26 protein-coding genes are annotated in these 25659 nt (G+C 63.3%); 20 read left to right on the top strand and 6 right to left on the bottom strand.

The window, feature by feature from the left end:
- Positions 1-111 precede the first annotated feature (111 nt).
- On the bottom strand, positions 112-1065 hold the full coding sequence (ylqF, locus tag AAIL67_RS17085; protein ID WP_034359425.1) for a ribosome biogenesis GTPase YlqF: 954 nt from the start codon (positions 1063-1065) through the stop codon (positions 112-114).
- A 123-nt stretch (positions 1066-1188) separates the two neighbouring features.
- Here ylqF and AAIL67_RS17080 point away from each other — a divergent pair, with 123 nt between their 5' ends.
- Together AAIL67_RS17080 and AAIL67_RS17075 are read left to right on the top strand one after the other, a co-directional pair.
- A complete protein-coding gene (locus tag AAIL67_RS17080) occupies positions 1189-1413 on the top strand; it encodes a hypothetical protein (protein WP_003063898.1) in 225 nt (74 codons plus the stop codon).
- Positions 1410-1628, top strand: coding sequence for an oxidoreductase-like domain-containing protein (locus AAIL67_RS17075; RefSeq protein WP_080746229.1), 219 nt, complete (start codon positions 1410-1412; stop codon positions 1626-1628). The genes AAIL67_RS17080 and AAIL67_RS17075 overlap by 4 nt, the downstream gene beginning before the upstream one ends.
- 17 nt (positions 1629-1645) lie before the next feature.
- Here AAIL67_RS17075 and AAIL67_RS17070 read toward each other — a convergent pair whose 3' ends face one another.
- The 3 genes from AAIL67_RS17070 to AAIL67_RS17060 form a co-directional block, all read right to left on the bottom strand.
- A complete protein-coding gene (locus AAIL67_RS17070; protein WP_034359491.1) occupies positions 1646-3301 on the bottom strand; it encodes a methyl-accepting chemotaxis protein in 1656 nt (551 codons plus the stop codon).
- A gap of 158 nt (positions 3302-3459) precedes the next feature.
- Positions 3460-4986, bottom strand: coding sequence for a glutamate--cysteine ligase (gshA, locus tag AAIL67_RS17065; RefSeq protein ID WP_045840008.1), 1527 nt, complete (start codon positions 4984-4986; stop codon positions 3460-3462).
- A 317-nt stretch (positions 4987-5303) separates the two neighbouring features.
- On the bottom strand, positions 5304-6215 hold the full coding sequence (locus AAIL67_RS17060) for an SDR family NAD(P)-dependent oxidoreductase (protein ID WP_343484441.1): 912 nt from the start codon (positions 6213-6215) through the stop codon (positions 5304-5306).
- Positions 6216-6767: 552 nt separating this feature from the next.
- Between AAIL67_RS17060 and AAIL67_RS17055 the strand changes: the two genes are divergently transcribed.
- The 11 genes from AAIL67_RS17055 to prfH all read left to right on the top strand — a co-directional run bounded on the left by AAIL67_RS17055 (position 6768) and on the right by prfH (position 16098).
- Positions 6768-7073, top strand: coding sequence for a 2Fe-2S iron-sulfur cluster-binding protein (locus tag AAIL67_RS17055; protein WP_012839207.1), 306 nt, complete (start codon positions 6768-6770; stop codon positions 7071-7073).
- Between the two features lie 360 nt (positions 7074-7433).
- The gene (gene ribBA, locus AAIL67_RS17050) at positions 7434-8555 is read left to right on the top strand and encodes a bifunctional 3,4-dihydroxy-2-butanone-4-phosphate synthase/GTP cyclohydrolase II (RefSeq protein ID WP_343484440.1); all 1122 of its coding nucleotides are present in this window, start codon (positions 7434-7436) and stop codon (positions 8553-8555) included.
- A gap of 15 nt (positions 8556-8570) precedes the next feature.
- The gene (gene ribH, locus AAIL67_RS17045) at positions 8571-9044 is read left to right on the top strand and encodes a 6,7-dimethyl-8-ribityllumazine synthase (RefSeq protein WP_003063913.1); all 474 of its coding nucleotides are present in this window, start codon (positions 8571-8573) and stop codon (positions 9042-9044) included.
- Positions 9037-9573: a transcription antitermination factor NusB gene (gene nusB / locus AAIL67_RS17040; RefSeq protein ID WP_003063915.1), complete on the top strand. Its 537-nt coding sequence runs from the start codon at positions 9037-9039 to the stop codon at positions 9571-9573. Before ribH ends, nusB begins: the two co-directional genes overlap by 8 nt.
- 207 nt (positions 9574-9780) lie before the next feature.
- The gene (locus AAIL67_RS17035; protein ID WP_343484439.1) at positions 9781-10974 is read left to right on the top strand and encodes a pyridoxal phosphate-dependent aminotransferase; all 1194 of its coding nucleotides are present in this window, start codon (positions 9781-9783) and stop codon (positions 10972-10974) included.
- A 52-nt stretch (positions 10975-11026) separates the two neighbouring features.
- Positions 11027-11461, top strand: a complete 435-nt coding sequence (gene ybgC, locus AAIL67_RS17030; protein WP_034407487.1) for a tol-pal system-associated acyl-CoA thioesterase — start codon at positions 11027-11029, stop codon at positions 11459-11461.
- Positions 11458-12162, top strand: coding sequence for a protein TolQ (gene tolQ / locus AAIL67_RS17025; protein WP_003063920.1), 705 nt, complete (start codon positions 11458-11460; stop codon positions 12160-12162). The genes ybgC and tolQ overlap by 4 nt, the downstream gene beginning before the upstream one ends.
- 144 nt (positions 12163-12306) lie before the next feature.
- Positions 12307-12738 (top strand): biopolymer transporter ExbD, encoded by a 432-nt coding sequence (locus tag AAIL67_RS17020; protein ID WP_012839211.1) that lies wholly within the window; start codon positions 12307-12309, stop codon positions 12736-12738.
- Between the two features lie 77 nt (positions 12739-12815).
- Positions 12816-13973: a cell envelope integrity protein TolA gene (tolA, locus tag AAIL67_RS17015; protein ID WP_343484438.1), complete on the top strand. Its 1158-nt coding sequence runs from the start codon at positions 12816-12818 to the stop codon at positions 13971-13973.
- 392 nt (positions 13974-14365) lie between these two features.
- Positions 14366-15520 (top strand): RNA ligase RtcB family protein, encoded by a 1155-nt coding sequence (locus AAIL67_RS17010; protein ID WP_343484437.1) that lies wholly within the window; start codon positions 14366-14368, stop codon positions 15518-15520.
- Complete coding sequence (prfH, locus tag AAIL67_RS17005; RefSeq protein ID WP_034378418.1) at positions 15511-16098, top strand: peptide chain release factor H; 588 nt, start codon at positions 15511-15513, stop codon at positions 16096-16098. Before AAIL67_RS17010 ends, prfH begins: the two co-directional genes overlap by 10 nt.
- A 130-nt stretch (positions 16099-16228) precedes the next feature.
- Here the strand turns inward: prfH and AAIL67_RS17000 are convergent, their stop codons facing one another.
- Entirely contained in the window at positions 16229-16987 is a 759-nt protein-coding gene (locus tag AAIL67_RS17000; protein WP_343484467.1) for a sulfite exporter TauE/SafE family protein, read from the bottom strand.
- A 146-nt stretch (positions 16988-17133) separates the two neighbouring features.
- Between AAIL67_RS17000 and AAIL67_RS16995 the strand changes: the two genes are divergently transcribed.
- From AAIL67_RS16995 to AAIL67_RS16985, 3 genes are all read left to right on the top strand, one after another.
- On the top strand, positions 17134-18039 hold the full coding sequence (locus AAIL67_RS16995) for a LysR substrate-binding domain-containing protein (RefSeq protein ID WP_343484436.1): 906 nt from the start codon (positions 17134-17136) through the stop codon (positions 18037-18039).
- 27 nt (positions 18040-18066) lie between these two features.
- The gene (gene yegQ / locus AAIL67_RS16990) at positions 18067-19455 is read left to right on the top strand and encodes a tRNA 5-hydroxyuridine modification protein YegQ (protein ID WP_034407466.1); all 1389 of its coding nucleotides are present in this window, start codon (positions 18067-18069) and stop codon (positions 19453-19455) included.
- A 155-nt stretch (positions 19456-19610) separates the two neighbouring features.
- The gene (locus AAIL67_RS16985; RefSeq protein WP_034359442.1) at positions 19611-20471 is read left to right on the top strand and encodes a plasmid replication/partition related protein; all 861 of its coding nucleotides are present in this window, start codon (positions 19611-19613) and stop codon (positions 20469-20471) included.
- A gap of 33 nt (positions 20472-20504) precedes the next feature.
- Here AAIL67_RS16985 and AAIL67_RS16980 read toward each other — a convergent pair whose 3' ends face one another.
- Positions 20505-21308, bottom strand: a complete 804-nt coding sequence (locus AAIL67_RS16980; protein WP_343484435.1) for an IclR family transcriptional regulator C-terminal domain-containing protein — start codon at positions 21306-21308, stop codon at positions 20505-20507.
- A gap of 101 nt (positions 21309-21409) precedes the next feature.
- Between AAIL67_RS16980 and AAIL67_RS16975 the strand changes: the two genes are divergently transcribed.
- The 4 genes from AAIL67_RS16975 to AAIL67_RS16960 are packed head-to-tail and all read left to right on the top strand — an operon-like array spanning position 21410 to position 25571.
- Complete coding sequence (locus AAIL67_RS16975) at positions 21410-22402, top strand: tripartite tricarboxylate transporter substrate binding protein (RefSeq protein WP_238553944.1); 993 nt, start codon at positions 21410-21412, stop codon at positions 22400-22402.
- A gap of 18 nt (positions 22403-22420) precedes the next feature.
- Complete coding sequence (locus tag AAIL67_RS16970) at positions 22421-23935, top strand: AMP-binding protein (RefSeq protein WP_343484434.1); 1515 nt, start codon at positions 22421-22423, stop codon at positions 23933-23935.
- Positions 23936-23947: 12 nt separating this feature from the next.
- Positions 23948-24733: a citryl-CoA lyase gene (locus AAIL67_RS16965; RefSeq protein WP_034378426.1), complete on the top strand. Its 786-nt coding sequence runs from the start codon at positions 23948-23950 to the stop codon at positions 24731-24733.
- A 1-nt stretch (position 24734) separates the two neighbouring features.
- Positions 24735-25571: an SDR family NAD(P)-dependent oxidoreductase gene (locus AAIL67_RS16960; protein ID WP_052088139.1), complete on the top strand. Its 837-nt coding sequence runs from the start codon at positions 24735-24737 to the stop codon at positions 25569-25571.
- The last annotated feature ends 88 nt before the right edge of the window (positions 25572-25659 follow it).

Below are 25659 nucleotides of genomic sequence, written 5' to 3'. Positions count from 1 at the left end.
AATTAGTTCAATCGTCCGGCGAGCCAGGTCTTGAAAGCCCAGACGCACGGCCTGCCCGGCTTGAGTGCATGCCAGGCCTGGCCTGGCCGCATCAGGCTTGTCGCCTGCAGCCTAACGCTGCTGCTGCTGCCGCCGCGCGCTTCGGCGTGCCTTGGTCTGTGCATCTTTCCTGGCCTGGCGCTCCGCATCTTTTTGCTGGCCCTCGGCAAGCCAGACCTCGAATTCGGCCGGAGTCTCCAGCGTGATGCGTCCAATGCTCACATCACGGAAGTCGGTCAGCACCAGCTCGGCCGCCTTTTGCAGGTTCACGCGGCCGCCGCTCATCACGGCGCCACGCTTTTTGCCGATCATTGTCAGCAGCTCGTCATCATGCAACGCCGCAATTTCATCGGCCGAAATGCCCAGCTTGTAGCGCGCCTCCAGCATGGAAGCGTAGTGCTTTTGCAGATACAAAAGCAGCTCCAGCGCCACCAGGTCTTCGTCGTAGGCATTGCGCCCCACGGCACCGCTGGCCGCCAGGTTGTAGCCGCTTTTCTCCACGATGATGCGCGGCCACAGCATGCCGGGCGTGTCCCAGAGGTAGAAGTCGTCGGCCAGCACGATGCGCTGCTCCAGCTTGGTCACACCGGCCTCATTACCGGTCTTGGCCTGGGTCTTGCCGCTCATGGAGTTGATCAGCGTGGACTTGCCCACATTGGGCACGCCGCAGATCAGCACCCGCATGGGCTTGGCCAGACCGCCACGCGAGGGCGCCAGCAGCTTGCACTGCTCGATCAGACGCTTGGTGGGAGCAGGTTCCGAGGCGTCCAGCGCAATGGCGCGCGTCTCGCTCTGGGCGTTGTACCAGTCCATCCAGGCCTTGGTCTGGACCGGATCGGCCATATCCTGCTTGTTGAGTATCTTCAGGCGCGGCTTGTGGCCCGTCATCTCCTGCAGCAAGGGGTTGGCGCTGGAGCCGGGCAAGCGCGCATCCAGAACCTCGATGACCACATCGATTTCCTTGACGCGCTCCGTGATGGCCTGACGCGTCAGATGCATGTGACCGGGAAACCATTGGATGGCCATAAGCGGAGATCTTTCTTTTTTGCAGGGTGCGAGCACGCAATGGGCGCAAACACCCTTTTATGTCAGTGAATTCAGGCGCGCAAGGATAATCTCCCTCTGCTTTTCTGACCTGCCAGCTCGCTTATGCCCTTGCCCTCCGCCCCCCAAAAGTCCAAAGCCCGCAACGAAATTCTGATCAAGGGCCTGACGATTGCACTGATCGGCATCATCATCTTGCTGGCCCCTGTGTTCAAGCCTGAAAGCGGTATTGCCCAGCTGTTTGCCCAGTCCCATATCGTGGGCTGGTTTGCTCTGGTGCTGGGTCTGGCCTTCATAGCCCAGTTTCTCTGGGTTCGCTTCAAGAAATGAGCGACACAGCCCTGCTGCAGCCGCTGACACAGGCGCGCAGCCAGATTGCGCTGTGGCAGCAGCGCGCAGCAGCAGCGGCGGTGACGCTGCGCCAGCCGCCGCCCGAGCCCACGAGTTGCTGCGGGCGCGGCTGCAACGGCTGCGTCTGGGAAGGCTATTACGGCGCGCTGACTTTCTGGCTGGAGGATGCGGCCCAAGCCATGACCGAGGCCTGAAACCCGCTACTCGGGACTCATGCCATTTCGGCTTCCAGCGCAGCCAGGCGAGGCACATGGACTTCTTTTTCCATGACGTCCACCTCGATATCGGCGATCTCGTTATCCAGCGCTTGATAGTCAATACGGAAGCGCCCCGCCCCTGCCTCCAGCCTTTGCGCCTGATGGAATAGCTCGCGCGCTGCTGCGCTGGATTCGGCCACCAGACCCGCGTTCTGGCTGGTCATATGGTCCAGTGCCTGCACCGCCTCGCTGATCTGGGCGATACCCTGGTTCTGGGCCTGGGCAGCCTCGGTGATCGAGGCGATCAGACCGCTGACCGTGCGCACATCGCGCACGATATGCTCCATGCGCTGGCCGGCCTGCAGCGCCAATGTCTGTCCCGACTTCATCTGTTTGGTGGAGTGCTCCATGAGCTGGCGGATCTGCTTGGCCGCTTCGGCACTGCGCTGGGCCAGCTCGCGTACCTCGGCCGCCACCACCGCAAAGCCACGGCCCTGAGTGCCTGCCCGCGCCGCTTCCACGGCGGCATTCAGCGCCAGGATATTGGTCTGGAAGGCAATGCCGTCAATCACCCCCACAATGGCAGCCACCTGCTGGCTGCTTTGCGCCATGTGCTCCATATTGCGAACCACCTCCTGCACCACGCTGCCTCCGCTGGCCGCCGCCTCGGCGGCACTGCGCGCACTCTGGTCGGCATGGCGCGCACTGTCGGCCGAATGGGTGACCAGGGTGACCATGTTTTCTATGCTGCTGACCGTGGCCTTGAGTTGCTCTGCAGCATGGGCTGTGCGATCGGAGAGATCGCTGTTGTCCTGCGCCATCTGGCTGGATGCGGCAGCCACGGCCTCCACACCACCCTGCACCTCGCCTACCAGGCCGCGCAACTGCCTAGTCATCAGCGCCAGCGACTGCATGAGCCGACCCAGCTCGTCGCCGCGCTCCGCCGCCGGCGGTGCATAGCTGAGATCGCCCGCCGCAATGGTCTGCGCCAGCTGCACCGCCTCGCTCAAGGGCGTGGTGATGGAGCGAATCGTCGTCAACGACAGCAACGCCCCCACCAGGCCCATGAACAGGCCCACACCCATGGCCATGCGCTTGGCGATGGCGGTTTGCTCGCGCCCATGCTGCTCGGCGTCCAGACGCTGCTGCTGCTGAGCCTCGATAAAGGCATCCTGCGCCTGGACATAGCGCCTGGAAGCGGGAATCAGTTGTTCGTCCACCAGCTTCTGCGCCTCCCAGGCCTTGCCCAGATCACGCGCCTGATAGGCCTGCTCGTAGATATCGAGCACTGCCTTGCGTTCCTGCTCCACCCTGGCCAGGCCGCTTCGATCGACTTCGCTCTGAGCATCGGCCTGCACCTGTTGCTGCAGACCGCCAGCCTGTTGCATCAGCCCGCGAGCTTTCTGCGAGAGCTGAGCAATCAGATGCTCTTCGGAAGAGAGCACGCTGGCCAACGCAGCCTCCACGCTCTGCAGCGTCAGCGCCTGCCAGCGCAGCGCAAGATTGATGCGCTTGTCCGTGGCCTGAACAGCGGCGCTGACCCGCTGCTCCACATTCTGCAGATAGCTGAACAGGCCGCCTGCCACCAGCACATTGCACAGCAACAGCCCCAGGAACAAGGCCCACATCTTGCGAGCCACCGAAAGGTTCTGGAATTTCTTCAACAACATGAGCACACCGCCGATCAAGCGCGGAGCGCAGTGCTCCGCTGATCGTTACGATATGAAACACAGATGACAGTGACGTGACAGCCGCAGCACCTAATGCAATAAAAAAAGCGCCTGCAACCCAGAGATTGCAAGCGCTCCCAGCTATCAAATTCCAAGAATTACAGCAGGCTGGCTGGATCCATATAGCGCTGGCGCCACTCTTCGAACGTCATGGTGTCGGCAGCCTCGATGGCTTGCTGCGCGGTCACCGACTCCTGGCTCATCCGCTCGTAGCGCGCCTGCTGCTCGGCCGTCCAGGGCATGGCCAGCAAGGCATCGCGCGCCTTGGCGGACTGCGTGGTCATGAAGTCTATGAAACGATTGTCATAGGCGCCGGTGAGCTCCTTGAGCACATGGGCCGAAGGCGTGGACTGCGCGTCCTGCACGCGGGCCAGGGCCTGATCCAGCGCAGCGCTGTAGTCGCTTGTGCCATGAGCCGCGTCCAGCGCCTGGGCATAGGGACGACATTGCTCGAGCACTTCCTGCGCCCAGTCGGTCAGCAGCACCTGCTGGCCGTTGCGCACCAGCTTCAGGCCCGGCTCACGGCCCTGTTCCGCGGCCAGATGCTGGTTGTGCTTGAGGTCGGCAATTTCCTGGGGCGTGTCATCGGGGCTATCACTGTGCAGGCAGTGCAGCAGAAAGACGTCGATCATGCGCATGGTGGCCGGGGCAATGCCCACGGTTTCATAGGGATCGATGTCCATGAGCCGCACTTCCACATATTCCACACCGCGCTCGCGCAGTGCGTGAAGCGGGCGTTCGCCGCTCTTGACGGTGCGCTTGGGGCGGATGGTGCCGTAGAACTCGTTCTCGATCTGCAGCAGGCCCGTGCCCAGCTGGTTGTAGTCGCCACCAGGGTTCCTCACGCCCAGTTGCTCGTAGGCCGGGTAAGGACGGGTCAGCGCCTCATGCAGGGAGTCCGCATAGCCGTCGAGTCCGTTGTAGCTGACATTGATGCTGGACTGCGCGTCGCTTTGATAGCCCAGGCGTCCCATGCGCAGCGATGTGGCATAGGGCAGATACAGCGCATGCCTGCCGTCGCCCAGCGGTTGCAGGCGATGCTCGCGCCCTTCCACAAAGCAGGGACACAGCGCGGGAGAGGCGCCATACAGATACAGCAGCACAAAGGCGTTGCGGCGGAAGTTACGGATCAGCGCAAAGTACTGGTCGCTGCTCACTCCGGGCAACGACCAGTTGTAATGAATCCCGGAGATGGTCTGCATGCGGCGGCCATAGCGGTGGCCCAGACCCATGCGGTACACACTCTTTGAACGGCCCGAGTGCGAGCTGCCATAGCGGCCCAACGGAATCGTCTCGTCCGTGGGCAGGCGGCAGGGCATGCTGGAGTTCCACATCAGCTCGCCGCTTTCGCTGAGATTTCGCAGCACGAACTGATGGACTTCGGTCAGCTCGTCCAGGCATTCCTCGACACCCAGGCGTGCGCCGGTGATGAGTTCCAGCTGGGACTCGCTGTAATCGGTGGTGATGTGCGGGTGCGTGAGAGCCGAGCCCAGTTCCGCCGGGTGTGGCGTCAGGGCCAGCGAGCCTGTAGCCAATGCCCGCAGCCCCTCTTTCTCGATGCCGCGACGAATGCCCAGCAGCCTTTCGGCGGTGGGCATATTCACGGCGGCCTGCGATGTCTTCATTGTTCTTACCTTCTTAGTGAAGACGCTGACGACAAACTTCGTCTGCCCAATCGCGCCCAGACGGCGAATGATAGAGAAACAAGACGCAACGCGATGGCGGCTGGCCGCTTAACCACGTTTTTCGGCCTGTTGAGCGGATACAAGCCAGGGTCTCTGCCAGAATTTTGTCAGGTTAACCGAATCCGAAACATGAGCACATGCTCACTCCAGAACAGAAAAAGCCCTCGCAGGAGGGCTTTTTTCAGCTGTGCTAATCGCAATCGCCAACTGCTCTTGCCGCTCGTGCAGGGCAAAAAATGCTGCGACTTTGGCCTTGATCAATGTCCATGCGCTTTCATGGCCTTGCCCACTTCCACCTGTCCCTGGACGGCGCCGCTGGCCGGCACCTGCTGGCCTTCGCTGGCCGTGACTTCAGCCAAGCGCGCGGCCAACTCTTCGGGAACGGTCTCACCCATGCCCAGATAAACGCCTTCGGTCATGGTGATATGAGCAGCCTCGAAACCGCCGGCGCCGGCGCAGACAATGGTGCGCGTGGGCGCGCTATCGTGCGCCAGCACCAGCATGGCAGGCACCACGGCCTCCGGCTTCAAGGCTTCCAGCACCGGCTCGGGCAGCAGACCCGCTGTCATGCGTGTGGCCGCCGTGGGGGCTAGTGCGTTGACCCGGATATTGTGTTTGGCCCCTTCGATGGCCAGCGTCTGCATCAGACCCACCTGGGCCAGCTTGGCCGCGCCATAGTTGGCCTGGCCGAAATTGCCATAGAGGCCCGTGGACGAAGTCGTCATCACGATGCGGCCATAGTTCTGCTCCTGCATATAAGGCCAGACCGCCTTGCAGCAATTGGCCGCGCCCATCAGGTGTACGTCAACGACAAGGCGGAAGTCCGCCATGTCCATCTTGGCAAAGCTCTTGTCGCGCAGAATGCCGGCATTGTTGACCAGAATGTCCACGCGCCCCCAGGCCGTGATGGCCTGCTTGACCATGGCCTGCACGGCGTCGAAGTCGGTCACGGAGGCCGCGTTGGCAATCGCCTCGCCGCCCGCCGAGCGGATTTCATCCACTACCTGCTGCGCCGCCGTGGCCGAACCGCCCGAGCCGTCCACCGCGCCGCCCAGATCGTTGACCACCACCTTGGCACCGCGCCTGGCCAGGGCCAGCGCATGCAGACGCCCCAGACCGCCGCCCGCTCCCGTCACGATGGCCACACGACCTTGAAAATCCATTGCCATGATGTCCTGCTCCTTGCTTGTGCATTGATGCAGCCACTTTAAGCGCCCATGCTGCAGCGCAGCGTAGCGTTTGCGACTGCCTGCGGGTAAGTCTGGAGAATGCTATTAATCCGGGAGCTTTTACCGCAAAAAATCACTTGGTTTCAATATTAAAACTATTCAAATTTCAATATTTGCAAGCGATAGAAGCTCTTTTTTTAATAGCAAATATCACTCATCCACAAGCGTCGAGCTTTTCCCCAATTTTTCTCAACAAGCCTGTGGACAAGCCTGAATAGCTTTTGCAGCAATGGCTCAAGCACTTGATTTATATGGAATTTCTCAAACTGCCTATTTTTTGATCAGCTCCTATCCGACAACCAGCCACTTATCCCGTCCTACGCTGGACATCCTTGTGAACAACTGCAACCGCCCCATGAATAAGTCAGGCAAGTCATTGATTTCAAAAGGTTCATTTTTCAGCGCTGAAAAAACAGGCAATCCGTACCGGGCCCACGGCCTTGGCAAACCGGCTAAAACAACGGGTTTTGCAAAGAATCACTACAGCGCCTCATGTCCAACGACTCTGCTTTTGCCCCTCCCTTCTTCATCGCCAAGTGCGAGCCCAGTGGCCAGCAGGTCGACGCCTGGGCCGATCAGTCCCTGCTGGACTCGCTGGAGAGCGGCGGCGTGAACTGGCCCAGCTCCTGCCGCAACGGCACCTGCCGCACCTGCATGGGGCAACTGGTGTCGGGCAGCGTGCACTACGACATCGAGTGGCCGGGGGTGACGACCGAAGAGCAGGCCGAAGGCTATGTGCTGCCCTGCTGTGCCTATCCCGACAGCGATGTGGTGCTCAAGGATCATGAGTATTTGTAAGCCCCCTGAGCAGCCTTGCCGCTTCCCCCCAAGGGGGACGGCATCATTGCTGGGGCAGGCCATGGGGCGGGGCGGCTCTTGCCGGATGCCACGCCTTGGAACTGCATCCGGTTCTTGCACTGCATCATGGTTTCAGGGTCGGCTTGCGCGCTCAAAGCCCGCTCTGCAATAGAATGAGCGCTTTCCGCAAGGCCTTGTCCTGCAGAAAGCGGCTCCGCCCAGGCGGCCTCCCGCCTCACACGTTCTTTGGAAGTCCTGCCTGCGCCCATGGCGGCGTCGGCAATGCCTCACTGGTGCGTGTCATGCGCCAGCCGCCGACTGCAGTGCATCGCATCCAGTTCACGTCCAAGAAGGCATTCCATGAACAGCTCCCTCCAACCTGTGCCCATCTCGCCCGTCGAAGAAATCGTGGCGGAAATGCGTGCCGGCCGCATGGTCGTTCTCGTTGACGAAGAAGACCGTGAGAACGAAGGCGATCTGGTTCTGGCATCCGACCATGTCACAGCGGAAGCCATCAACTTCATGGCCCGCTTCGGCCGTGGCCTGATCTGCTTGACGCTGACCCGCGAGCGCTGCGAATTCCTCAAGCTGCCTCCCATGGCCGCGCGCAACGGCACCGTGTACAGCACGGCCTTCACCATTTCCATCGAAGCCGCCGAAGGCGTGACCACCGGCATCTCGGCCGCCGACCGTGCACGCACCATCCAGGTGGCCGTGAACAAGAACAGCCAGCCCAGCGATCTGGTGCAGCCCGGCCATATCTTCCCGCTGCAGGCTGTGGACGGCGGCGTGCTCATGCGCGCCGGCCATACCGAGGCTGGTTGCGATCTGGCCGCGCTGGCAGGCTGCACGCCCTCGGCCGTGATCTGCGAGATCATGAAGGACGACGGCACCATGGCCCGCCTTCCCGATCTGCAGCTGTTCTGCGCCGAGCATGGCATCAAGATCGGCACGATTGCCGACCTCATCGAATACCGCAGCCGCAACGAATCGCTGCTGCAGAAAGTGGGCAGCCGCCCCATGCAGACGGCCCATGGCGAATTCATCGCCCATGCCTTCCGCGACGTGCCCAGCGGCTCCGTGCATCTGGCACTGGTCAAGGGCGAATGGCAGCCCGACACCACAGTGCCCGTGCGCGTGCACGAGCCGCTATCGGTGCTCGATGCGCTCGAAACCGGCCGCAACCAGCATTCCTGGTGCCTGGACGAGAGTCTCAAGTACATCAACGGCAATGGCCAGGGCGTGGCCGTGCTGCTCAACTGCGGCGAGTCCGGCGAGCAGTTGCTGACCCAGTTCGAAGGCAAGGCCCGTTCGGCCCAGGCGCCGGAGCGTGGCCGCATGGACCTGCGCACCTATGGCGTGGGCGCGCAAATCCTGCGCGAGTTGGGCGTGAGCAAGATGCACCTCATGGGCCAGCCCCGCCGCATGCCCAGCATGGCAGGCTACGGCCTGGAAATCACGGGTTACATCCCCAAAGAATAAGAGACGGAACACCAGATGCAAAACGCAGAAAAAGGCCAAGGCCAGAACCTCAACGGAGCCGAACTGAAGATCGGCATCGTGCAAGCACGCTTCAACGAAAGCATTACCAACACCCTGTTTGCCTCCTGCCGCGATGAGCTGCTGGCATTGGGTGTGAAGAGCGAGAACATCGACCATGTCACCGTCCCCGGCGCACTCGAAGTGCCCGTGGCGCTGCAGACACTGGCCGACACCGATCAGTACGACGCCCTGGTGGCGCTGGGCTGCATCATCCGTGGGGAGACATACCACTTCGAGCTGGTAGCCAACGAATCGGGCGCGGGCGTGACACGCCTGTCCCTGGACTACCGCCTGCCGATCGCCAACGCGATCATCACCACTGAAAACATGGAGCAAGCCATTGCCCGCCAGGTAGACAAGGGCCGCGACGCCGCCCAGGTCGCCGTGGAAATGGCCAATCTGCTCAACTCCTACGACGATCATGAGTGAAGAACAATCCAGCGAGTCCGGCTCGCGCCGCCCTCCCCAGAAGCGCACCGGCCTGACCAGCACCGGCGCACGCAAGGCGGGCTCCAAATCCAATCGCAGCCGCGCACGCGAGTTCGCACTGCAAGGCCTGTATCAGCACATCGTGGGCCGCAATGCGGTGCTCGACATCGACCGCTTCACGCGTGATCTGGCCGGCTTTCACAAGGCCGACGTGGTGCACTACGATGCACTGCTGCGCGGCTGCGTGGAAAACGAAGCTGCACTGGACGCACTGATCACGCCCAAGCTCGATCGCGGCCTGACCGAGATCTCGCCCATCGAACATGCCTGCATGTGGATTGGTGTGTACGAGTTCCAGAACTGCCCCGACGTGCCCTGGCGCGTGGTGCTCAACGAGTGCATCGAGCTGGCCAAGGAATTCGGCGGCACCGACGGTCACAAGTATGTCAACGCCGTGCTCAACGGACTGGCTCCCGAGCTGCGCGCCACCGAAGTGGCGCATGACCGCGCCAACAAGTCTGCGAGCTGAACCGCTTGATCTGCAGCGCCGTGCCTGCGCGGCCCTGCTGGCGCCACATGCATAGTCAATGCAAATACTGCAACAGGGCCGCAGGTGCTATCGTGCACCGGCTGGCTGGTTGCAGTTTTTTTATGGGTGCCAGGCTGCTGTACCGGCTGCATCCTCCTGCATCAGACTGCACCCGAACGCTGATTGATTGAAAGAATAACGTCGTCCATGTCCGTCATCGAGCTTTCCCGCCGCGCCCAACGTATCGAGCCTTTTTACGTCATGGAAATGGCCAAGCACGCGCAGGAAGTGGCCCGCCAGTCCAGCGCCAGCGGCACGCCCATGATCTATCTGAACATTGGCGAGCCGGACTTCAGTGCCCCGCCTCTGGTGCAGCAAGCGGCAGAGCGCGCCATTCGCGACGGCCGCACGCAATATACCCAGGCACCGGGCCTGCCCGAGCTGCGCGAGCGCATCAGCGCCTGGTATGCCAGCCGCTTCGGCGTGGACGTGCCGGCGCGCCGCATCATCATCACGGCCGGCGCCTCGGCCGCGCTGCAGCTGGCCTGTCTGGCGCTGATCGACGAGGGCGACGAGGTGCTGATGCCCGATCCCAGCTACCCCTGCAACCGCCACTTTGTCTCGGCGGCCGAGGGCAAGCCGGTGCTCATCCCCTCCTCGGCGGCGGAGCGCTTCCAGCTCAGCGCCGCCAAGGTCGAAGCCGCCTGGAGCGAGCGCACGCGCGGCGTGATGCTGGCCTCGCCGTCCAACCCCACGGGCACTTCGATTGCTCCCGATGAGCTGCGCCGCATCCACGACGTCGTGCGCGCCAAAGGCGGGCTGATCATCGTCGACGAAATCTACCTGGGCCTGTCCTACGACGAAGCCTTTGGCCAATCGGCCCTGAAGCTGGGCGATGACATCATCTCCATCAACAGCTTCAGCAAATATTTCAATATGACGGGCTGGCGCCTGGGCTGGATGGTCGTGCCCGAGTCGCTGGTCGCGCCCATAGAGATGCTGGCCCAGCATCTGTTCATCTGTGCCAGCACCGTGTCGCAATATGCGGCCCTCGCCTGCTTCGAGCCCGAGAGCATTGCCGAATACGAGCGCCGCCGCGCCGAGTTCAAGGCCCGCCGCGACTACTTCATCCCGGCTCTCGAATCGATAGGCCTGCCCGTGCCCGTCAAGCCCGACGGCGCTTTCTACGCCTGGGCCGACTGCCGCGCTGCCGCCGAAAAGCTCGGCGTGAAAGGCAGCTGGGACTTTGCCTATGCGCTGATGAACCAGGCTCACCTGGCCATCACCCCCGGCCGCGACTTCGGTCAGGCCGAGACGGCGAACTATGTGCGCTTTTCCACCGCCAACTCCATGGAGCAGCTGCAGGAAGCCATTGCTCGCATGAAAAAGCTCTTCTGCTGAATCCGTGATGATGCAGAGCCAACCAGCGCCTTTGCCTGACGGGGCCGATGCCATGCAAGCCGCCGCAGCCGGGGTGTTCACATTCCCGATGCGCGTTTACTGGGAAGACACCGATGCCGGCGGCGCCGTGTTCTATGCCAACTACCTCAAGTTCTTCGAGCGTGCCCGCACCGAGTGGTTGCGCTCGCTGGGCATCGCCCAGCAAAAGTTGCGGGAACAAACCGGCGGCATCTTTGTCGTAACGTCTGCGCAGCTTGAATATCTGCACCCGGCGCGACTCGATGACCAACTCTTTGTTACCGCTAGCTTGAAAAGTGCCGGCCGCGCTTCGCTCACAATCGAGCAGCAGGCGCTGCTGGTCCATTCCGACAGTCAAGCCCAAGAGCCCACGCCGCTGTGCACGGGCTCCATCCGAATTGGGTGGGTGGATGGCAAGACCATGCGCCCCGCGAGAATTCCGAACCATATCCTGGAGCAACTTTCATGAACTCCCAAGACATGTCCATCCTCAGCCTCATCATGCAGGCCAGCTGGGTGGTACAACTGGTCATGCTGATCCTGGTGATCGCATCCATAGCGAGCTGGGCCACCATTTTTCGCAAGGCCCAGACCTTGAAGCGAGTGCGCTCGCTCAACGACAACTTCGAGCAGGACTTCTGGTCGGGCACCAGCCTCAACGACCTCTATGCCTCTGCCGCGCAGAACGCCAAGACCGGCGGCCCCATGGAGCGCATCTTTGCCAGCGGCATGCGTGAGTACCAGAAGCTGCGCGAGCGCCGCATCGGCGATGTCGCCACGCTGATGGACGGCACGCGCCGAGCCATGCGCGCAAGCTTTCAGCGCGAACTCGACGAGATCGAATCCGGCCTGTCCTTCCTGGGCACCGTGGCCTCGGTCTCGCCCTACGTCGGCCTGTTCGGCACCGTATGGGGCGTGATGCACGCCTTCACCGGCTTTGCCAACATGGAGCAGATCACTCTGGCCACCGTGGCCCCCGGCATTGCCGAGGCCCTGGTCGCCACCGCCATGGGCCTGTTTGCGGCCATCCCCGCCGTGACGGCCTACAACCGCTACGCCCACCACATCGACCGCATCGCCAGCCAGGAAGAAACCTTCATCGAAGAGTTCTCCAATATCCTGCAGCGCAATGTCGGTGCCACTGCCAGCGGCTCCGCCTCCGGCCATTGAGATGAAACTGTTCCCGAGTCGCTTCAGGCCTCTGGCCTTGACAGGACACAAGGCCCGCGGGCCTTTGCACTGCGCCTCTGGATTGAGCCTCGCGCAAGCAGGACGGCTGCGCGCCAAGCAGCCTATTTGTAAGGAGTGTGATCCATGCCAGCCATGAGTTCACGCGGTCGCAATCGCCGCACCGTCAACGAAATCAATATGGTGCCCTTCATCGACGTGATGCTGGTGCTGCTCATCATCTTCATGGTGACGGCCCCCATGCTCACGCCGGGCTCCATCAACGTACCCAGCGCGGGCAAGTCCTCGCGCCCGCCGACCAAGAACATTGCCTATGTGCTGCTCGACAAGGATGGCAGCATCCAGTTCAAGAACGGCAGCAACACCCAGACCATCAAGCTCGACGACCTCAAGGGTCTGGCCCAGTCCTGGCAGCAAGGCCAGGGCGAGGACAGCGCCATCCAGATCATCGCCGACAAGGGTCTGCCTTTTGACGACGTCATGAAGGCGCACACCACGCTGTCCAAGGCCGGCGTCAAGCGCATTGCCTTCGGCGTCGTTTCCTCTTCCAGCAATTGATCCCCTACAGGAAGCTCTGCCGCCGGCCGCGACTTTGATGCCTTGAAGCCGCAGCCCGCGCAGACCACCAATTCACCATGCCTAACCAGCAAGATCGCGATCAGTTTGCCCCGCCCCGCCCCAAAGGCCGGGCGCGCTCATGGTCGCTCGCCCTGGCCGCGCACGGGTTGCTGATCGCGGCCCTGCTGTGGACGGTGCGCCCCCCCAAAGAAGCCGACGAAGCCATGGTCGAAGCCGAGGTCTGGAGCAGTTCCGCCCCGGCTTCCGCAGCCGCCGTGACACCGCCGCCTCCCGCTCCGGAGCCCACGCCGGAGCCCACGCCGGAGCCGGCTCCGGCTCCCGAGCCGCCACCACCTCCGCCGGAGCCCGTGGTGGCACCGCTGCCTCCTCCTGCGCCTGCCCCCAAGGCTCAGGCCCATGACGACGATCATGAGGCCGAGATTGCCCTGGCCAAAAAGAAAAAGCAGGAGCAGCTGAAGAAGGAAAAGGCCGAGCAGGAAGCCCGCGAACAGCGGGAAAAAGAGCGCAAGGAAAAAGCCGAAAAGGACAAGGCCGAGAAGGACAAGGCCGAAAAGGCTCAGCTGGAAAAACAGAAGGCTGAAAAGGCGGAGAAGGAACGCAAGGAAAAGCTCGAGCACGAGAAAAAGGAAAAGGCCGACAAGGCTGCCAAGGACAAGGCCGAGAAGGAAAAAGCGGAAAAGGCTGAAAAAGAGAAAGCCGACAAAGCCGCCAAGGACAAGGCTGCCAGGGAAAAAGCCGAGAAGGACAAGGCCGACAAGGAAAAAGCCGCCAAGGAAGCCAAGGAGAAGGCGGCCAGGGACGCCAAGGATGCCAAGGCAGCCGATGACCGTCGCAAGGCCGAGCTGGCACGCCTGCAAGGGCTGGCCGGCGGGTCCGGCGGCAGCGATCAGGCCGGCAGCGGCGGCAGCCGCACGGGCGGCGCGGGCAGCAGTGCCAGCGGCGGACCATCGGCCGGCTATGCCGCCAAGGTGGCAGCGCGCGTCAAACCCAACATCGTCTACCCCGATGCGGTCAGCGGCAATCCGCGTGCCGAGGTCCGCGTGCGCACGGCACCGGACGGCACCATCACCAGTGCCACGATCTCCAAGTCCAGCGGCAACGCGGCCTGGGATGAAGCCGTGGTGCGCGCCCTGCACAAGACCGACAAGCTGCCGCGCGATATCGACGGCAAGGTGCCGTCGGACTTGGTCATAGGCTTCAGACCCCAGGACTGACGCGGGACTGCTCCCCGCGCTGTCCCCCAAGCCCCGCAGGCACGGCCTGCGGGGCTTTTCTCTATCTGTGGCCAATCCGCAACGCACCGAGCTGCATGGCTTGCGCCGCCGCCCGCCAGTCCATAGCATGCCTTTCTTTGCCGCACTCCATGCAGGATTGCGCGCTTCACCCACTCACGCAAAGGAGAGAGCCATGTCCCAGACGACAAATCCCTTTGCAGTCGTGCCCGCCTAAAGCCTTCTAGCGCTTCCCGCCACGCTGCAGACCTCGCCCGGCCCATCGACGCCATGGAGCCAGGCCTTGTGCTGCGCGTGAATTCCCGGATGCCTGCCGGCCGAGCATGTCGCGACTGCCCCATCGCTGATTTCATGCATTCGACCAAGGGCCATTCATGGGCAATTCTTTTTCGGACACCTACGTCAAGGTGTTCGCCAACAGCAGCGTCTGGATCGAGGACGCGGCCATCCAGCAACTTCACACCACAGCCGCCAATCTGGACGGCATCCGCGCCGCCGTCGGCCTGCCCGACCTGCATCCGGGCCGGGGCTATCCCGTGGGCGCGGCATTCTTCTCGACAGGACGCTTCTACCCTGCCCTGGTCGGCGGCGACATAGGCTGCGGTATGTCCCTGTACGCGACCGACCTGGCCGTGCACAGGACTTCAGGCGCCAGGCTCGAAAAAGCCGTGGGAAATATCGACGGCCCTCTGCCTCAGGAGCTGCTGGAGACCGTGGACATGGAGCAGCTGCAGCAGATCGCGCAGACCAGCGGTGTCGCCGATCCGGCCTATCTGCTGCAGAGTCTGGGTACCATCGACGGCGGCAACCACTTTGCCGAACTGCAGCAGGTCGAGACCCTCTACGAGGAAGGCGCGCTCGACAAAAAGCGCGTGCACCTCATGGTGCACAGCGGCTCGCGCGGCCTTGGCGGCGCCATACTGCGCGAGCATGTGCAGCGCTTCAGCCACGACGGCCTGGCCGCCGGCAGCGAAGCCGCAAGGCAATACCTGCTGCAGCACGATGCCGCCATTGACTATGCGCGGCTCAACCGCCGCAGCATCGCCCAGCGCCTGCTGCGCGCGATCCGCATCCAGGGCGAGGCCGTGCTCGACATCACGCACAACCATGTGCTTGCCCATCACTGGCAGGGCCAGGACGGCTTTCTGCACCGCAAGGGCGCCACGCCGGCAGACCGGGGTCTGGTCGTCATTCCAGGCTCGCGCGGCGACTACAGCTATCTGGTGCGGCCCGTCGCCGGGCGGCACGAGGCCCTGGATTCGCTGGCCCACGGCGCCGGCCGCAAATGGGCTCGCACGGACTGCGTGGGCCGGCTGCGGCCCCGCTTCACGCTGGACGAGCTGCTGCGCACGCGCTTTGGCAGCGCCGTGGTCTGCGCCGACCGCGAGCTGGTCTACGAGGAGGCTCCCCAGGCCTACAAGGATGTGGACTCCGTGGTCGCCAGCCTGCAGCAAGCCGGCCTGGTGGAACTGGTCGCGCGTCTCAGGCCCCTGCTGACCTACAAGAAGGGAGCCATGCAATGCTGCTGATGCAACTGAGCTCCGCCCATGGCCCCGCCGAGTGCGAATACGCGCTGCAGCTGACGCTGCGCAAACTGCTACAGGCCTGCGCCGCCGAGGATCTCGCGGTCGAGGTGCTGGAGGAGTTCCGCACCCCGGCCGGCTACAGGTCGGTGCTGCTGCGCTGCGAGCGCGAGACGCCCGCCCTGCGCGAATGGCTGGGCACCATCCAGTGGATCTTCGCCAGCCCCTTCCGGCCCCGGCATCTGCGCAAGAACTGGTTCGTCGCCGTGCAGCGCTGCGAGCCGCCGCGCCAGCTGGCCATGGACGGCGAGATCCAGTTCCAGTCCTGCAAGGCTTCGGGCAAGGGCGGCCAGCATGTCAACACCACGGACTCGGCCGTCCATGCCCTGCATGTGCCCAGCGGGATGGCCGTCAAGGTCATGAGCGAACGCAGCCAGCATGCCAACAAGCGGCTGGCGCGCGAGCTGCTGGCCATCAAGCTGGCGCAGCACAATGCGCGCAGCGAGGGGCAGGCGCAGCGCCTGCGCAGCCAGCAGCACTGGGAAGTGGAGCGCGGCCAGGCCGTCAAGGTCTTCCGCCTTTAACCGCCCCGAGATGACATTGCCGCCCTCCTCCCGAACGCAGGGGCGGCGGCAATGTCGCTGCGGCCCACCGGGCTGCTGCGCGGCAATCTGTGGCTGGGCCTGCATCCCTTGCAGCTACGGCCCCGGCCACTCAGAAGCACAGATAGACACCCAGGGTCAGCAGACTGAGCATCAGCAGCCTCCTGAAAAGCTCGGGCGAGAGTTTTTCTCGCAACAACTCGCCCCAGTGCATGCCGGCCAGTGCCGGAATCAGCATCAGGGCCGACGCCAGCAGTCCCAGCCCCATCTCCTGCACCTGAGCCCCCAGGCCTTGCCCCTTCCAGAACAAACCGGCCCCCAGGGCCAGCGTGGAGGTGGTAAAGCACAGGCCCATGGCCTGCATGAGACCGGGACGGGCCAGGCCCAGTGACTGAAGAAAGGCCACTGCTGGCACGACAAAGACACCGGTCACCGCCGTGATGGCGCCCGTCAGCAAGCCGCATAGCGCACCCAGCCAGGCCTGGTGCGGCGCCGGCGTCTGCCAGCGCAGGCCCGACAGACCCCACAGCGCATACATCACCAGCGCCAGGCCCAGCGCCGGCCTGGCTGCGGGCAGGCTGCCGACCCCGCCCCAGAGGGCCACACCGCCCAGCGTGCCCAGCACAATGCCCAGCTGCATCCAGCCCAGACGCTGCAACAAGGCCCGCAAACCCGCCACAGGCCGCATCTGCACCAGATTCGTCACCAGCGAAGGCAAAAGCAGCAAGGCCGCCGCCTGCGCGGGCGACATGAACACCGCCAGCAAGGCCATGGAAACCGTGGGCAGGCCCAGCCCCACCACGCCTTTGACACAACCCGCCAGTCCAAACACGGCAATGGCTGCTGCAGCCATCCAGCCTTCATTCCACATCATCAATCCTTCGTATCATCCGAACCATAAAAACCAAGCAGGAATCATCAATACCTTGCATAACGCAGATAATCCGGCTGCAAGACGCGCCTGACCAGCGGGATTTGCCAAAACTAGACTTCGTATAAACCTTAGGCTTGAATCAAATGCGCTTTGACCTGACCGACCTCCAGCTGTTTGTGCACATCCTCGACAGCGGCACGCTGACGACGGCGGCACAGCGCAGCCATCTCACGCTGGCCTCGGCCAGCGAGCGCGTGCGCGGCATGGAACAGCTTTTGGGCACGGCGCTGCTCATTCGCAAGGCACGCGGCGTGCAGCCCACGGCTGCAGGCCACACCCTGGGCCAGCATGCGCGTCAGGTGCTCAGCCAGATGCAGCTCCTGCGTGGGGCCATGGGCGAATTCGGCGCCGGCCTGGCCGGCCAGATCCGGCTGCGCGGCAATACCTCGGCCGTGCGCGAGCATCTGCCGCTGGCCGTCAGCGGCTTTCTGCGCCAGCACCCGCAGATTGCGCTGGAGCTGCAGGAATGCCCGAGCAGTGAAGTGCTGGCCGGACTGCGCCAGGGCTTGTGCGATATCGGCGTGGCCGCTTGGGATGTCGAAGACGCGGCGGCGCTGGCAGGACTGCACTGCCAGCCCTGGAGGCCGGACCCGCTGGCCGCCGCCTTGCCGCTGGGCCATGCGCTGGCCGGGCGCGCGCACCTTCCGCTGGCCGAGCTGCTGAACGAGAACTGGGTCGGCCTGCCACGCGACTCCGCCCTGCAGCAGTTGCTGCAGAAACAGGCCTTGCGGATCAACGACAGGCTGCTGCGCATCCAGGTCCAGCTGCAGCATTTCGAGGGACTGTGCCAGCTCGTGGGCCAGGGCGTGGGCATTACCGTGCTGCCGCTGGCCGCCGTGCAGCGCCACGCCGCCGCCACCGGCGTGGTGGCTGTGCCGCTGTCCGACGCCTGGGCGCAGCGCCAGCTGCTGCTGTGCACGCCCGCCGAGACGACCTCCCTGTCATTGCCTGCGCGGCAGCTGCACGCTCAGCTGCTACAGACCGCGTAGCCTTAGCAAGCCACGGTGAAAAGCGCTATGCGGGACAATAGCGCCATCATGACCCTCAAAGCCCCCGAACTGCTGCTGCCTGCCGGCTCGCTCGACAAGATGCGCGCCGCCTACGACTTTGGTGCCGACGCCGTCTACGCCGGCCAGCCGCGCTACAGCTTGCGCGCGCGCAACAACGAATTCCGCCTGGAGCAGATCGGCCAGGGCATTGCCGAGGCGCATGCACGCGGCAAGAAGTTCTTCCTGACCAGCAATCTGATTGCACACAACGACAAGGTCCGCACCTATCTGCGCGACATCGAACCCATCATCGCCATGAAGCCCGACGCCATGATCATGGCCGACCCCGGGCTCATCATGATGGTCAAGGAAAAATGGCCCGAGCAGGAAATTCATCTGTCCGTGCAGGCCAACACCACCAACCACGCCACCGTGAAGTTCTGGCAGAAGATGGGCGTCTCGCGCATCATCCTGTCGCGCGAGCTGAGCCTCGACGAGATCGAGAAGATCCGCCAGGAATGCCCCGACATGGAGCTGGAAGTGTTTGTGCACGGCGCGCTGTGCATTGCCTACTCGGGCCGCTGCCTGCTGTCGGGCTACTTCAACCGCCGCGACCCCAACCAGGGCACCTGCACCAACGCCTGCCGCTGGGACTACAAGACGCATGACGCGGCCGTGGACCCCAACACCGGCGAGGCGCTGGGCCAGACCATGGAAAACGGCTTCAACTTCGAAGAAGCCAAGAACGATCTGGACAACCAGTTCACCAGCACCTGCGGTGACCAGCAGCGCCATCCCAAGGCCGATGCCATCTATCTGCTTGAGGAAAAAGGCCGCCCCGGCGAGATGATGCCCATCATGGAAGATGAGCATGGCACCTACATCATGAACTCCAAGGACCTGCGCGCCGTGGAGCATGTGGAGCGCCTGACCAAGATCGGCGTGGACTCGCTCAAGATCGAAGGCCGCACCAAGAGCCTGTACTATGTGGCTCGCACAGCCCAGACCTACCGCCGCGCCATCGATGACGCCGTGGCAGGCCGTCCGTTCAACCCGCATCTGATCACCGAACTCGAAGGCCTGGCCAACCGCGGCTATACCGGCGGCCTGCTGGAGCGCCGCCCTGCCAACGACTACCAGAACTACGAAACCGGCCACAGCGTGCTGCAGCGCAGCCACTTCGTGGGCGCGGTGCGCGGCTATGCCGACGGCATGGCAGAGATTGAAACCATGAACCGTTTCGCCGTGGGCGACACCATCGAAGTGATTCATCCCCAGGGCAACCGCCAAGTCAAGCTGGAGAAGATGTTCAACCTCGAAGGCCAGCCCGTGGAAGTCGCACAAGGCAACCCCGTGCGCGTGCGCATTCCGCTGGAAGGCCCTGTGGAAGGTGCGCTGATTTCGCGTCTGCTGTAAGCTCGACCGGCTTTGCTTTTCCAACGCCCCATACGCTGGGGCGTTGCTCTTTTCTCTATAGCTGCTTTCGCTCGTCTTTTCTTGAATTCAAATTGAATTCATGTTGAAAATCAACGATAACAAGTGCAGGCAGCTCCTCAATTTGAAGAACACACATGGAACTGAAGATTGACGAAGGCCTGAAGGCCTATATCGACCCTCTGACCCCGGACGAGCACGAATCGCTGGAGCGCAGCATCCTTTCCGAAGGCTGCCGCGACTCCCTGGTGGTCTGGGGCGATCTGCTCATCGACGGCCACAACCGCTACGGCATCTGCCAGAAACACGGCCTGCCCTTCAACACCGTGCAGGCCACGCAGTTCAAGAACATGGACGACGTGCATCTGTGGATGATCGACCAGCATCTGGGTCGCCGCTCGGTCTCGGACTTCCAGCGCGGCGTGCTGGCGCTGCGCAAGCGCGAGATCATTGCCGAGCGACGCGCTGCAGCAGCCGCTGCCGTGAACGCCGCCAAGGCCGCCCAGCCGGCCAGCGAGGAAGCCCCATGGGAAGGCGAGACCGACCCCGTGGTGGCCCAGGCTCTGGCCAGCGTGGCCAAGGTGCCCGACGAAGCGCTGGACACACGTGAAGCCCTGGCACGCGCCGCCCGCCTGTCGGCCGGTCAGGTCAAGATGATCGAGACCATCCAGGAAAAGGCCGCGCCCGAAGTCGTGGCCGCGGTCAAGGCCGGCGAACTCTCGCTCAATGCCGCAGCCGTGGTCGCCACCCTGCCCGAGGAAGAGCAGCAAGCCGTGGCCGCCGAAGGCGCCGATGCCCTCAAGCAGGCAGCCAAGCGGGTGCGCGATGCCAAGAAAAAGCCCAAGGCCGCCAAGCCCGAAGCCGAAGAATCGGCAGAAGCCGCGCCAGCCGCCAGCCCCGAAGAGCTGCAGGCCCGCGTCACCGAGCTGGAAGCCGAGAACGAGCGCCTGCGCCTGCAGGTCAAGACCTTGCAGGACCTGCTGGCCGAACAGGGTTAAGCCGCAGCAGCTGCGATGGCCCCTGCCTGCCGCTCAGAACGCGTCGAAACCATGGGCGCGCAGGCTTTTGCGCATGAGCTGCACGATCCGGCGCTGGCGCTCGCGCGGCATGCGGTTTTCGGTGGCGGCCACGCTGATGCCTGCCAGCACATCGCCGCTGGCATCGCACACCGGCAGGCCCACCGCCAGCACATTCTGGGTCGCATGATTGCCCACCAATGACCAGCCTCGCTCCCGTGTGGCCTGAACCAGAAGTCTGAGGCGCTGCTGCGTCATGCCGCCGTACAAGGCAAGCGCCGGCGCGTTGACGTCGAGCACCGCTTCCACTTCGCGGTCTGCCAGCGCCGAGAGCAGCGCCAGCCCGGCGGCACCGACCCCCAGGGGCTGGCGCGTACCCACCTGTATCACCAGAATCTGGATGGGATAGCTGCCCACATGCCGCGCAATACAGTGGGACAGACCACCGTCGCGCACCACGGCAAATGCGGCATCCCCACACCCTTCGCTGATGGCGGCCAGAACCGGCGCAAGCCGCTGCGCCAGATCCTCGCGTTGCTTGCTGCAGGGCACCAGCGCCTTCCAGCGCTCGCCGGGCCCGTAGCGATAACGTGAGACCAGCGTCACATAGCGAGCCTCCTGCAATGCCGCCAGCAGGCGATAGATGGTGGCGCGCTCAAGACCGGTCTGACGACACAGCTCGGCCACACGCATCCCCTCCTGCGGCCCGGCAAGCACGGCATCCATCACCGCCAAGCCACGGCTCAAGGTCTTGCTCTCCTCTCCTGCAGAGGGTTTTCGCCTAGTGATTTCGTCCGGCAGGCAGACGTTTTCATTCATTCATTTCCCCGCTTCATTGAAACAATCGCCGACAAGCCATGGCTCTCGGCATATGGGGTTCGACAGCGCTGAAGAACCCTCATAACCCTTTCAAGGAGACAATGATGAAGCAGGAAAGGCATCGCAGAAACATCTGCATCGCCATCGCCGCAACGCTGGGCTCATGCCTGGCATCAGCGGCACCGGCCGTGGAAACCAGTTGGCCCACCAAGCCTCTCAAGCTAGTCGTCGGCTATGCGGCCGGCGGCGCCACCGATGTCGTTGCGCGCCTAGTCGCCAACCGGATGGGCGTGGAGCTGGGGCAGTCCATCATCGTGGACAACCGTACCGGCGCCAACAGCAATGTGGGCGCAGAAATCGTCGCCCGCGCTCCTGCCGACGGGTACAGCCTGTACGTCTACACGATCGCCAACACCATCAATGCATCGCTGTACAACAAGCTCGGCTACGACCCCGTCAAGGACTTCGAGCCGGTAGGCCTGATCGCCAAGATTCCCAATCTGCTGGTGGTCAATCCGGGCCTGCCGATCCACTCGGTGCAGGACTATGTCAGGTTCGCGAAAAATTCCAGCGACGGCCTGACATTCGCCTCCTCGGGCAGCGGCTCCTCCATCCATCTCTCCGGCGAGATGTTCAAAATGAGGACCGGGCTGAACATGCTGCATGTGCCCTACCGGGGCAGTGCGCCAGCCGTCTCCGACCTGCTTGGCGGTCAGGTGCAGTCCATGTTCGACAACTCGCCCTCGTCCATGCCGCATGTGAAGGCTGGAAAGCTGCGCGCACTGGCCATCACCAGCAAGGAGCGCTCCCCCCTGCTGCCCGATGTGCCGACCTTGGCCGAATCGGGCTTCCCCGGCTTCGAAGTGCAGTCCTGGTTCGGCATTTCCGCTCCGGCTGGCACGCCGGAAGTCATCATCAAGCGTCTGAACACCGCACTCAACCAGGCACTGAAAGACCCCGGCATCAAGCAAAGACTGGCTGAACTGGTCGCGACCACGGCACCAGGAACGCCCGACGACATGCGCAAATTCGTCGCCAGCGAACTCAAGAGCTGGAGCGAGGTCGTGAAGGCATCGGGCGCCAAGGCGAACTAACTCACCAGGACAAGGTTTATGTATCCCATCGATTTCTTCTGGCGCGCAGTACAGCGCTGGCCGCAGCGCATCGCCATCGACACGCCGCTTGAGCAGTTGAGCTTCGAACAGCTGGCACAGCAGGTCTGCGCCACGGCCAGCGGATTGCTGGCGCTGGACCCCAGGCCGCAATCGCGCGTGGCCATCTGCGCAACCAACAGCGCCGAGCATATCGTTGCACTTCTGGCCGTGCTGGCCTGCGGCAAGGTGTGGGTGCCCCTGAACCCCAAGAGCACGCAATCCGAGATCCGCCGCATCACCGACATCGTCGACGCCAGCATCCTGATTGTCGAGGCGGGCTACGGGGATCTGGTCAGCGATGCACGGGCTCGGCGCATCCTGATCGGCACGGCCGAGGCAGAGCAGCCCACTCTGGCACAGCTGATATCCCGGCACGCAGGCGCACCGATTCCAAGCTTCGATCTACACGAAGACGCAACGCAAGCCATCAAGTTCACGGGAGGCACTACCGGAGCGCCCAAGGGGGTGATGCAGCCCTACCGCGCGTGGATGGCCAACATCGTCAATCAGATCCATGCCTGGTCATTCGATGAACAGGACCGCTATGTCATGGCCGCCCCCATCACCCACGGCACCTCGACCTATGTGCTTCCGATTCTTGCGCAGGGGGGCTGCCACGTGATCATGGACGGTGCCGGCGCGCAGGCGGTGCGCGACACGTTCAAGCATCGCGGCGGCACGGTGTGCTTCATGCCGCCAACCCTGGTGTACATGCTGATGGGCTTGCAAGACACGACGCGCGCCGACTTCCCTCACCTCAAGCGCCTGATCTACGGCGGCGCACCGATGCCTCCGGAAAAAATTCGCGAGGTCCGGAATTTCTTCGGCCCCGTGCTCGGCACCACCTACGGACAGACCGAGGCCCCTCAGATTCTCACCGTGATGCGCCCCGAGGACTTCGAGCAAGAAGCCAACTGGGCAGCGGTCGGACGACGCACCTGGTACAGCGACGTGGCCATCATGTCTCCCGATGGACTCTTGCTTGAAACCGGCGAGGTGGGCGAGGTCGTCGCGCGCGGGCCGCTGGTGATGACCGGGTACTGGAACTTGCCCGAGAAGACGGCAGAGACGCTGGTCAATGGCTGGTTGCACACCGGTGACCGCGGCATGTTCGACGAGCGCGGCTACCTCTATCTGAAGGATCGCCTGAAGGACATGGTGATCACGGGCGGCTTCAACGTCTACCCGATCGACGTTGAAAACGCCCTCGCCCAGCACCCGGCCGTGCATGAATGCGCAGTCTTCGGCATTCCTGACGACAAATGGGGCGAAAGCGTCCAGGCCGCAGTGCAGCTGCGGCCGGACCAACAGGCCACCGAGGCCGATCTCGCGGCCTTTCTGCGCGAACGGCTTGGCCCCGTCCAGACCCCGAAACGCATCCACTTCATGAGCGAACTGCCACGCTCTCCCGTGGGCAAGGTTCTCAAGAATGCCGTGCGCGACCTGGCCATTGCCAGCGGCAGCAACACCTGAAGAAAGCAAGCCATGAAGCAAATGAAACAGCCTCCTACCACCAGCCTGTGCACGCATACGCTCACCAGCCTGACTTACGGCGATGCCGATCTCGTGCAGGATCTCATGGGCAAGAAGACGTTCACGGAGGTGATGCTCATGCAGATCCTCGGACGCAGCCCACGCCCCGTGGACCTGCGCATCACCGATGTGGTGCTGATTGTGCTGATGGAGCATGGCCTCACTCCCAGCGCCATTGCCACCCGCGTCGTCTACATGAGCGCACCGGAGAATCTTCAGGGAGCCGTCTCTGCGGGCCTGCTGGCCGTGGGCAGCTCGTTTGTCGGCACCATGGAGAACTGCTCGGGACTGCTCGACCGCATCATCGCGGCCTCCAGCCCCATGGAGGAAGCCCGCAGCATCGCCAGTCACTACCAGTCGCAAAAGTCGCCCGTCCCCGGATTCGGACACCACCTTCACAAGCCGGTCGACCCCCGCGCCTACAAGCTGCTGGAGATGGGACGCGAGGAGGCGGATCTGAAAGGTGACAGGATTCGTGCCCTGGAAATGCTGTCCCAGGCGGTGAACGAAAGTGCCGGCCGCGCGATCACCATCAATGCCACGGGCGCCGTGGCTGCCCTGCTGGGGGAGATCGGTGTGCCCACCAGAATCATGCGCGGGTTTGCCGTGATATCGCGCGCGGCAGGACTGGTTGCACATATCGCCGAAGAGCAGCAGAACCCTTCGGGCCGATTCATCTGGGAAACCGTCGAACATGCAATTGCGTACGTAAGCCCAGGTGCGGCAGAGGAGCAGTGAAATGTCCGGCATAACTCCCGATACGGCACCACCTTTGCGCGCACTGCTTGACCTGACTGGCCGCACGGTCGCCGTCGCCGGTGGCGGCTCCATCGCCCCTGGCTGGAGCATCGGCCGAGCCTCGTGCATCACCTATGCACGACAGGGAGCGACGGTATGCGTGATCGACCGCGATCTTGCCTCCGCCAAGGAGACCGTGCACCTGATCGAAACCGAAGGTGGCAGCGCCTTTGCCTATCAGGCCGACATGGCGCGCGAAGAGGACATCTTCTCGGCCTTCAGAGACATAACTGCCAGGCACCAGGCCATCGACGTGCTCCATCACAACGTAGGCATAGGCAAGACGGGTGGACCGCTGGAAACAAGCGCAGATGACCTGGACCGCATTCACAGCGTGAACGTGAAAAGTCTGATGCTGAGCTGCCAGGCGGTTCTTCCGGCGATGGTGCAGCGTGGCTCCGGCACCATCATCTCGATCGCTTCGGTCGCGGGACTGCGCTATCTCGGCTATCCGCATCTCGCCTATTGCACGACCAAGGCTGCCGTCATCCAGATGACGCGCATGATTGCACAGCAGTACGCGCCGCACGGAATTCGAGCCAACACGGTTGTGCCCGGTCTGATCGATACGCCACGCGTGACCGCCAATGTGGCACATATGTTCTCCGACAGCCTGGGCAAGGCCAAGGCTGCGCGGGCACAGCAGGTGCCACTGCAACGTATGGGGACTGCGTGGGAGGTGGCGAACGTCTGCGCCTTCCTGGCTTCGGATGCCGCCAGCTACATCACGGGCACGGAAATCGTGGCCGACGGCGGCTTGACAGGGAAATACGTCTGAGCCCTCGCAGGGCCGTGCCAGCGTCCAGCTCCCGCACGCAGCCTCCCCGGACGGCCCGATTGCCGGACAGGGAGGCTGTTTTTTGTGT

The sequence above is a fragment of the Comamonas sp. A7-5 genome (assembly GCF_039581385.1).
Classification (GTDB): domain Bacteria; phylum Pseudomonadota; class Gammaproteobacteria; order Burkholderiales; family Burkholderiaceae_C; genus Comamonas; species Comamonas thiooxydans.
This window is presented reverse-complemented; position numbering and strand designations above follow the sequence as displayed.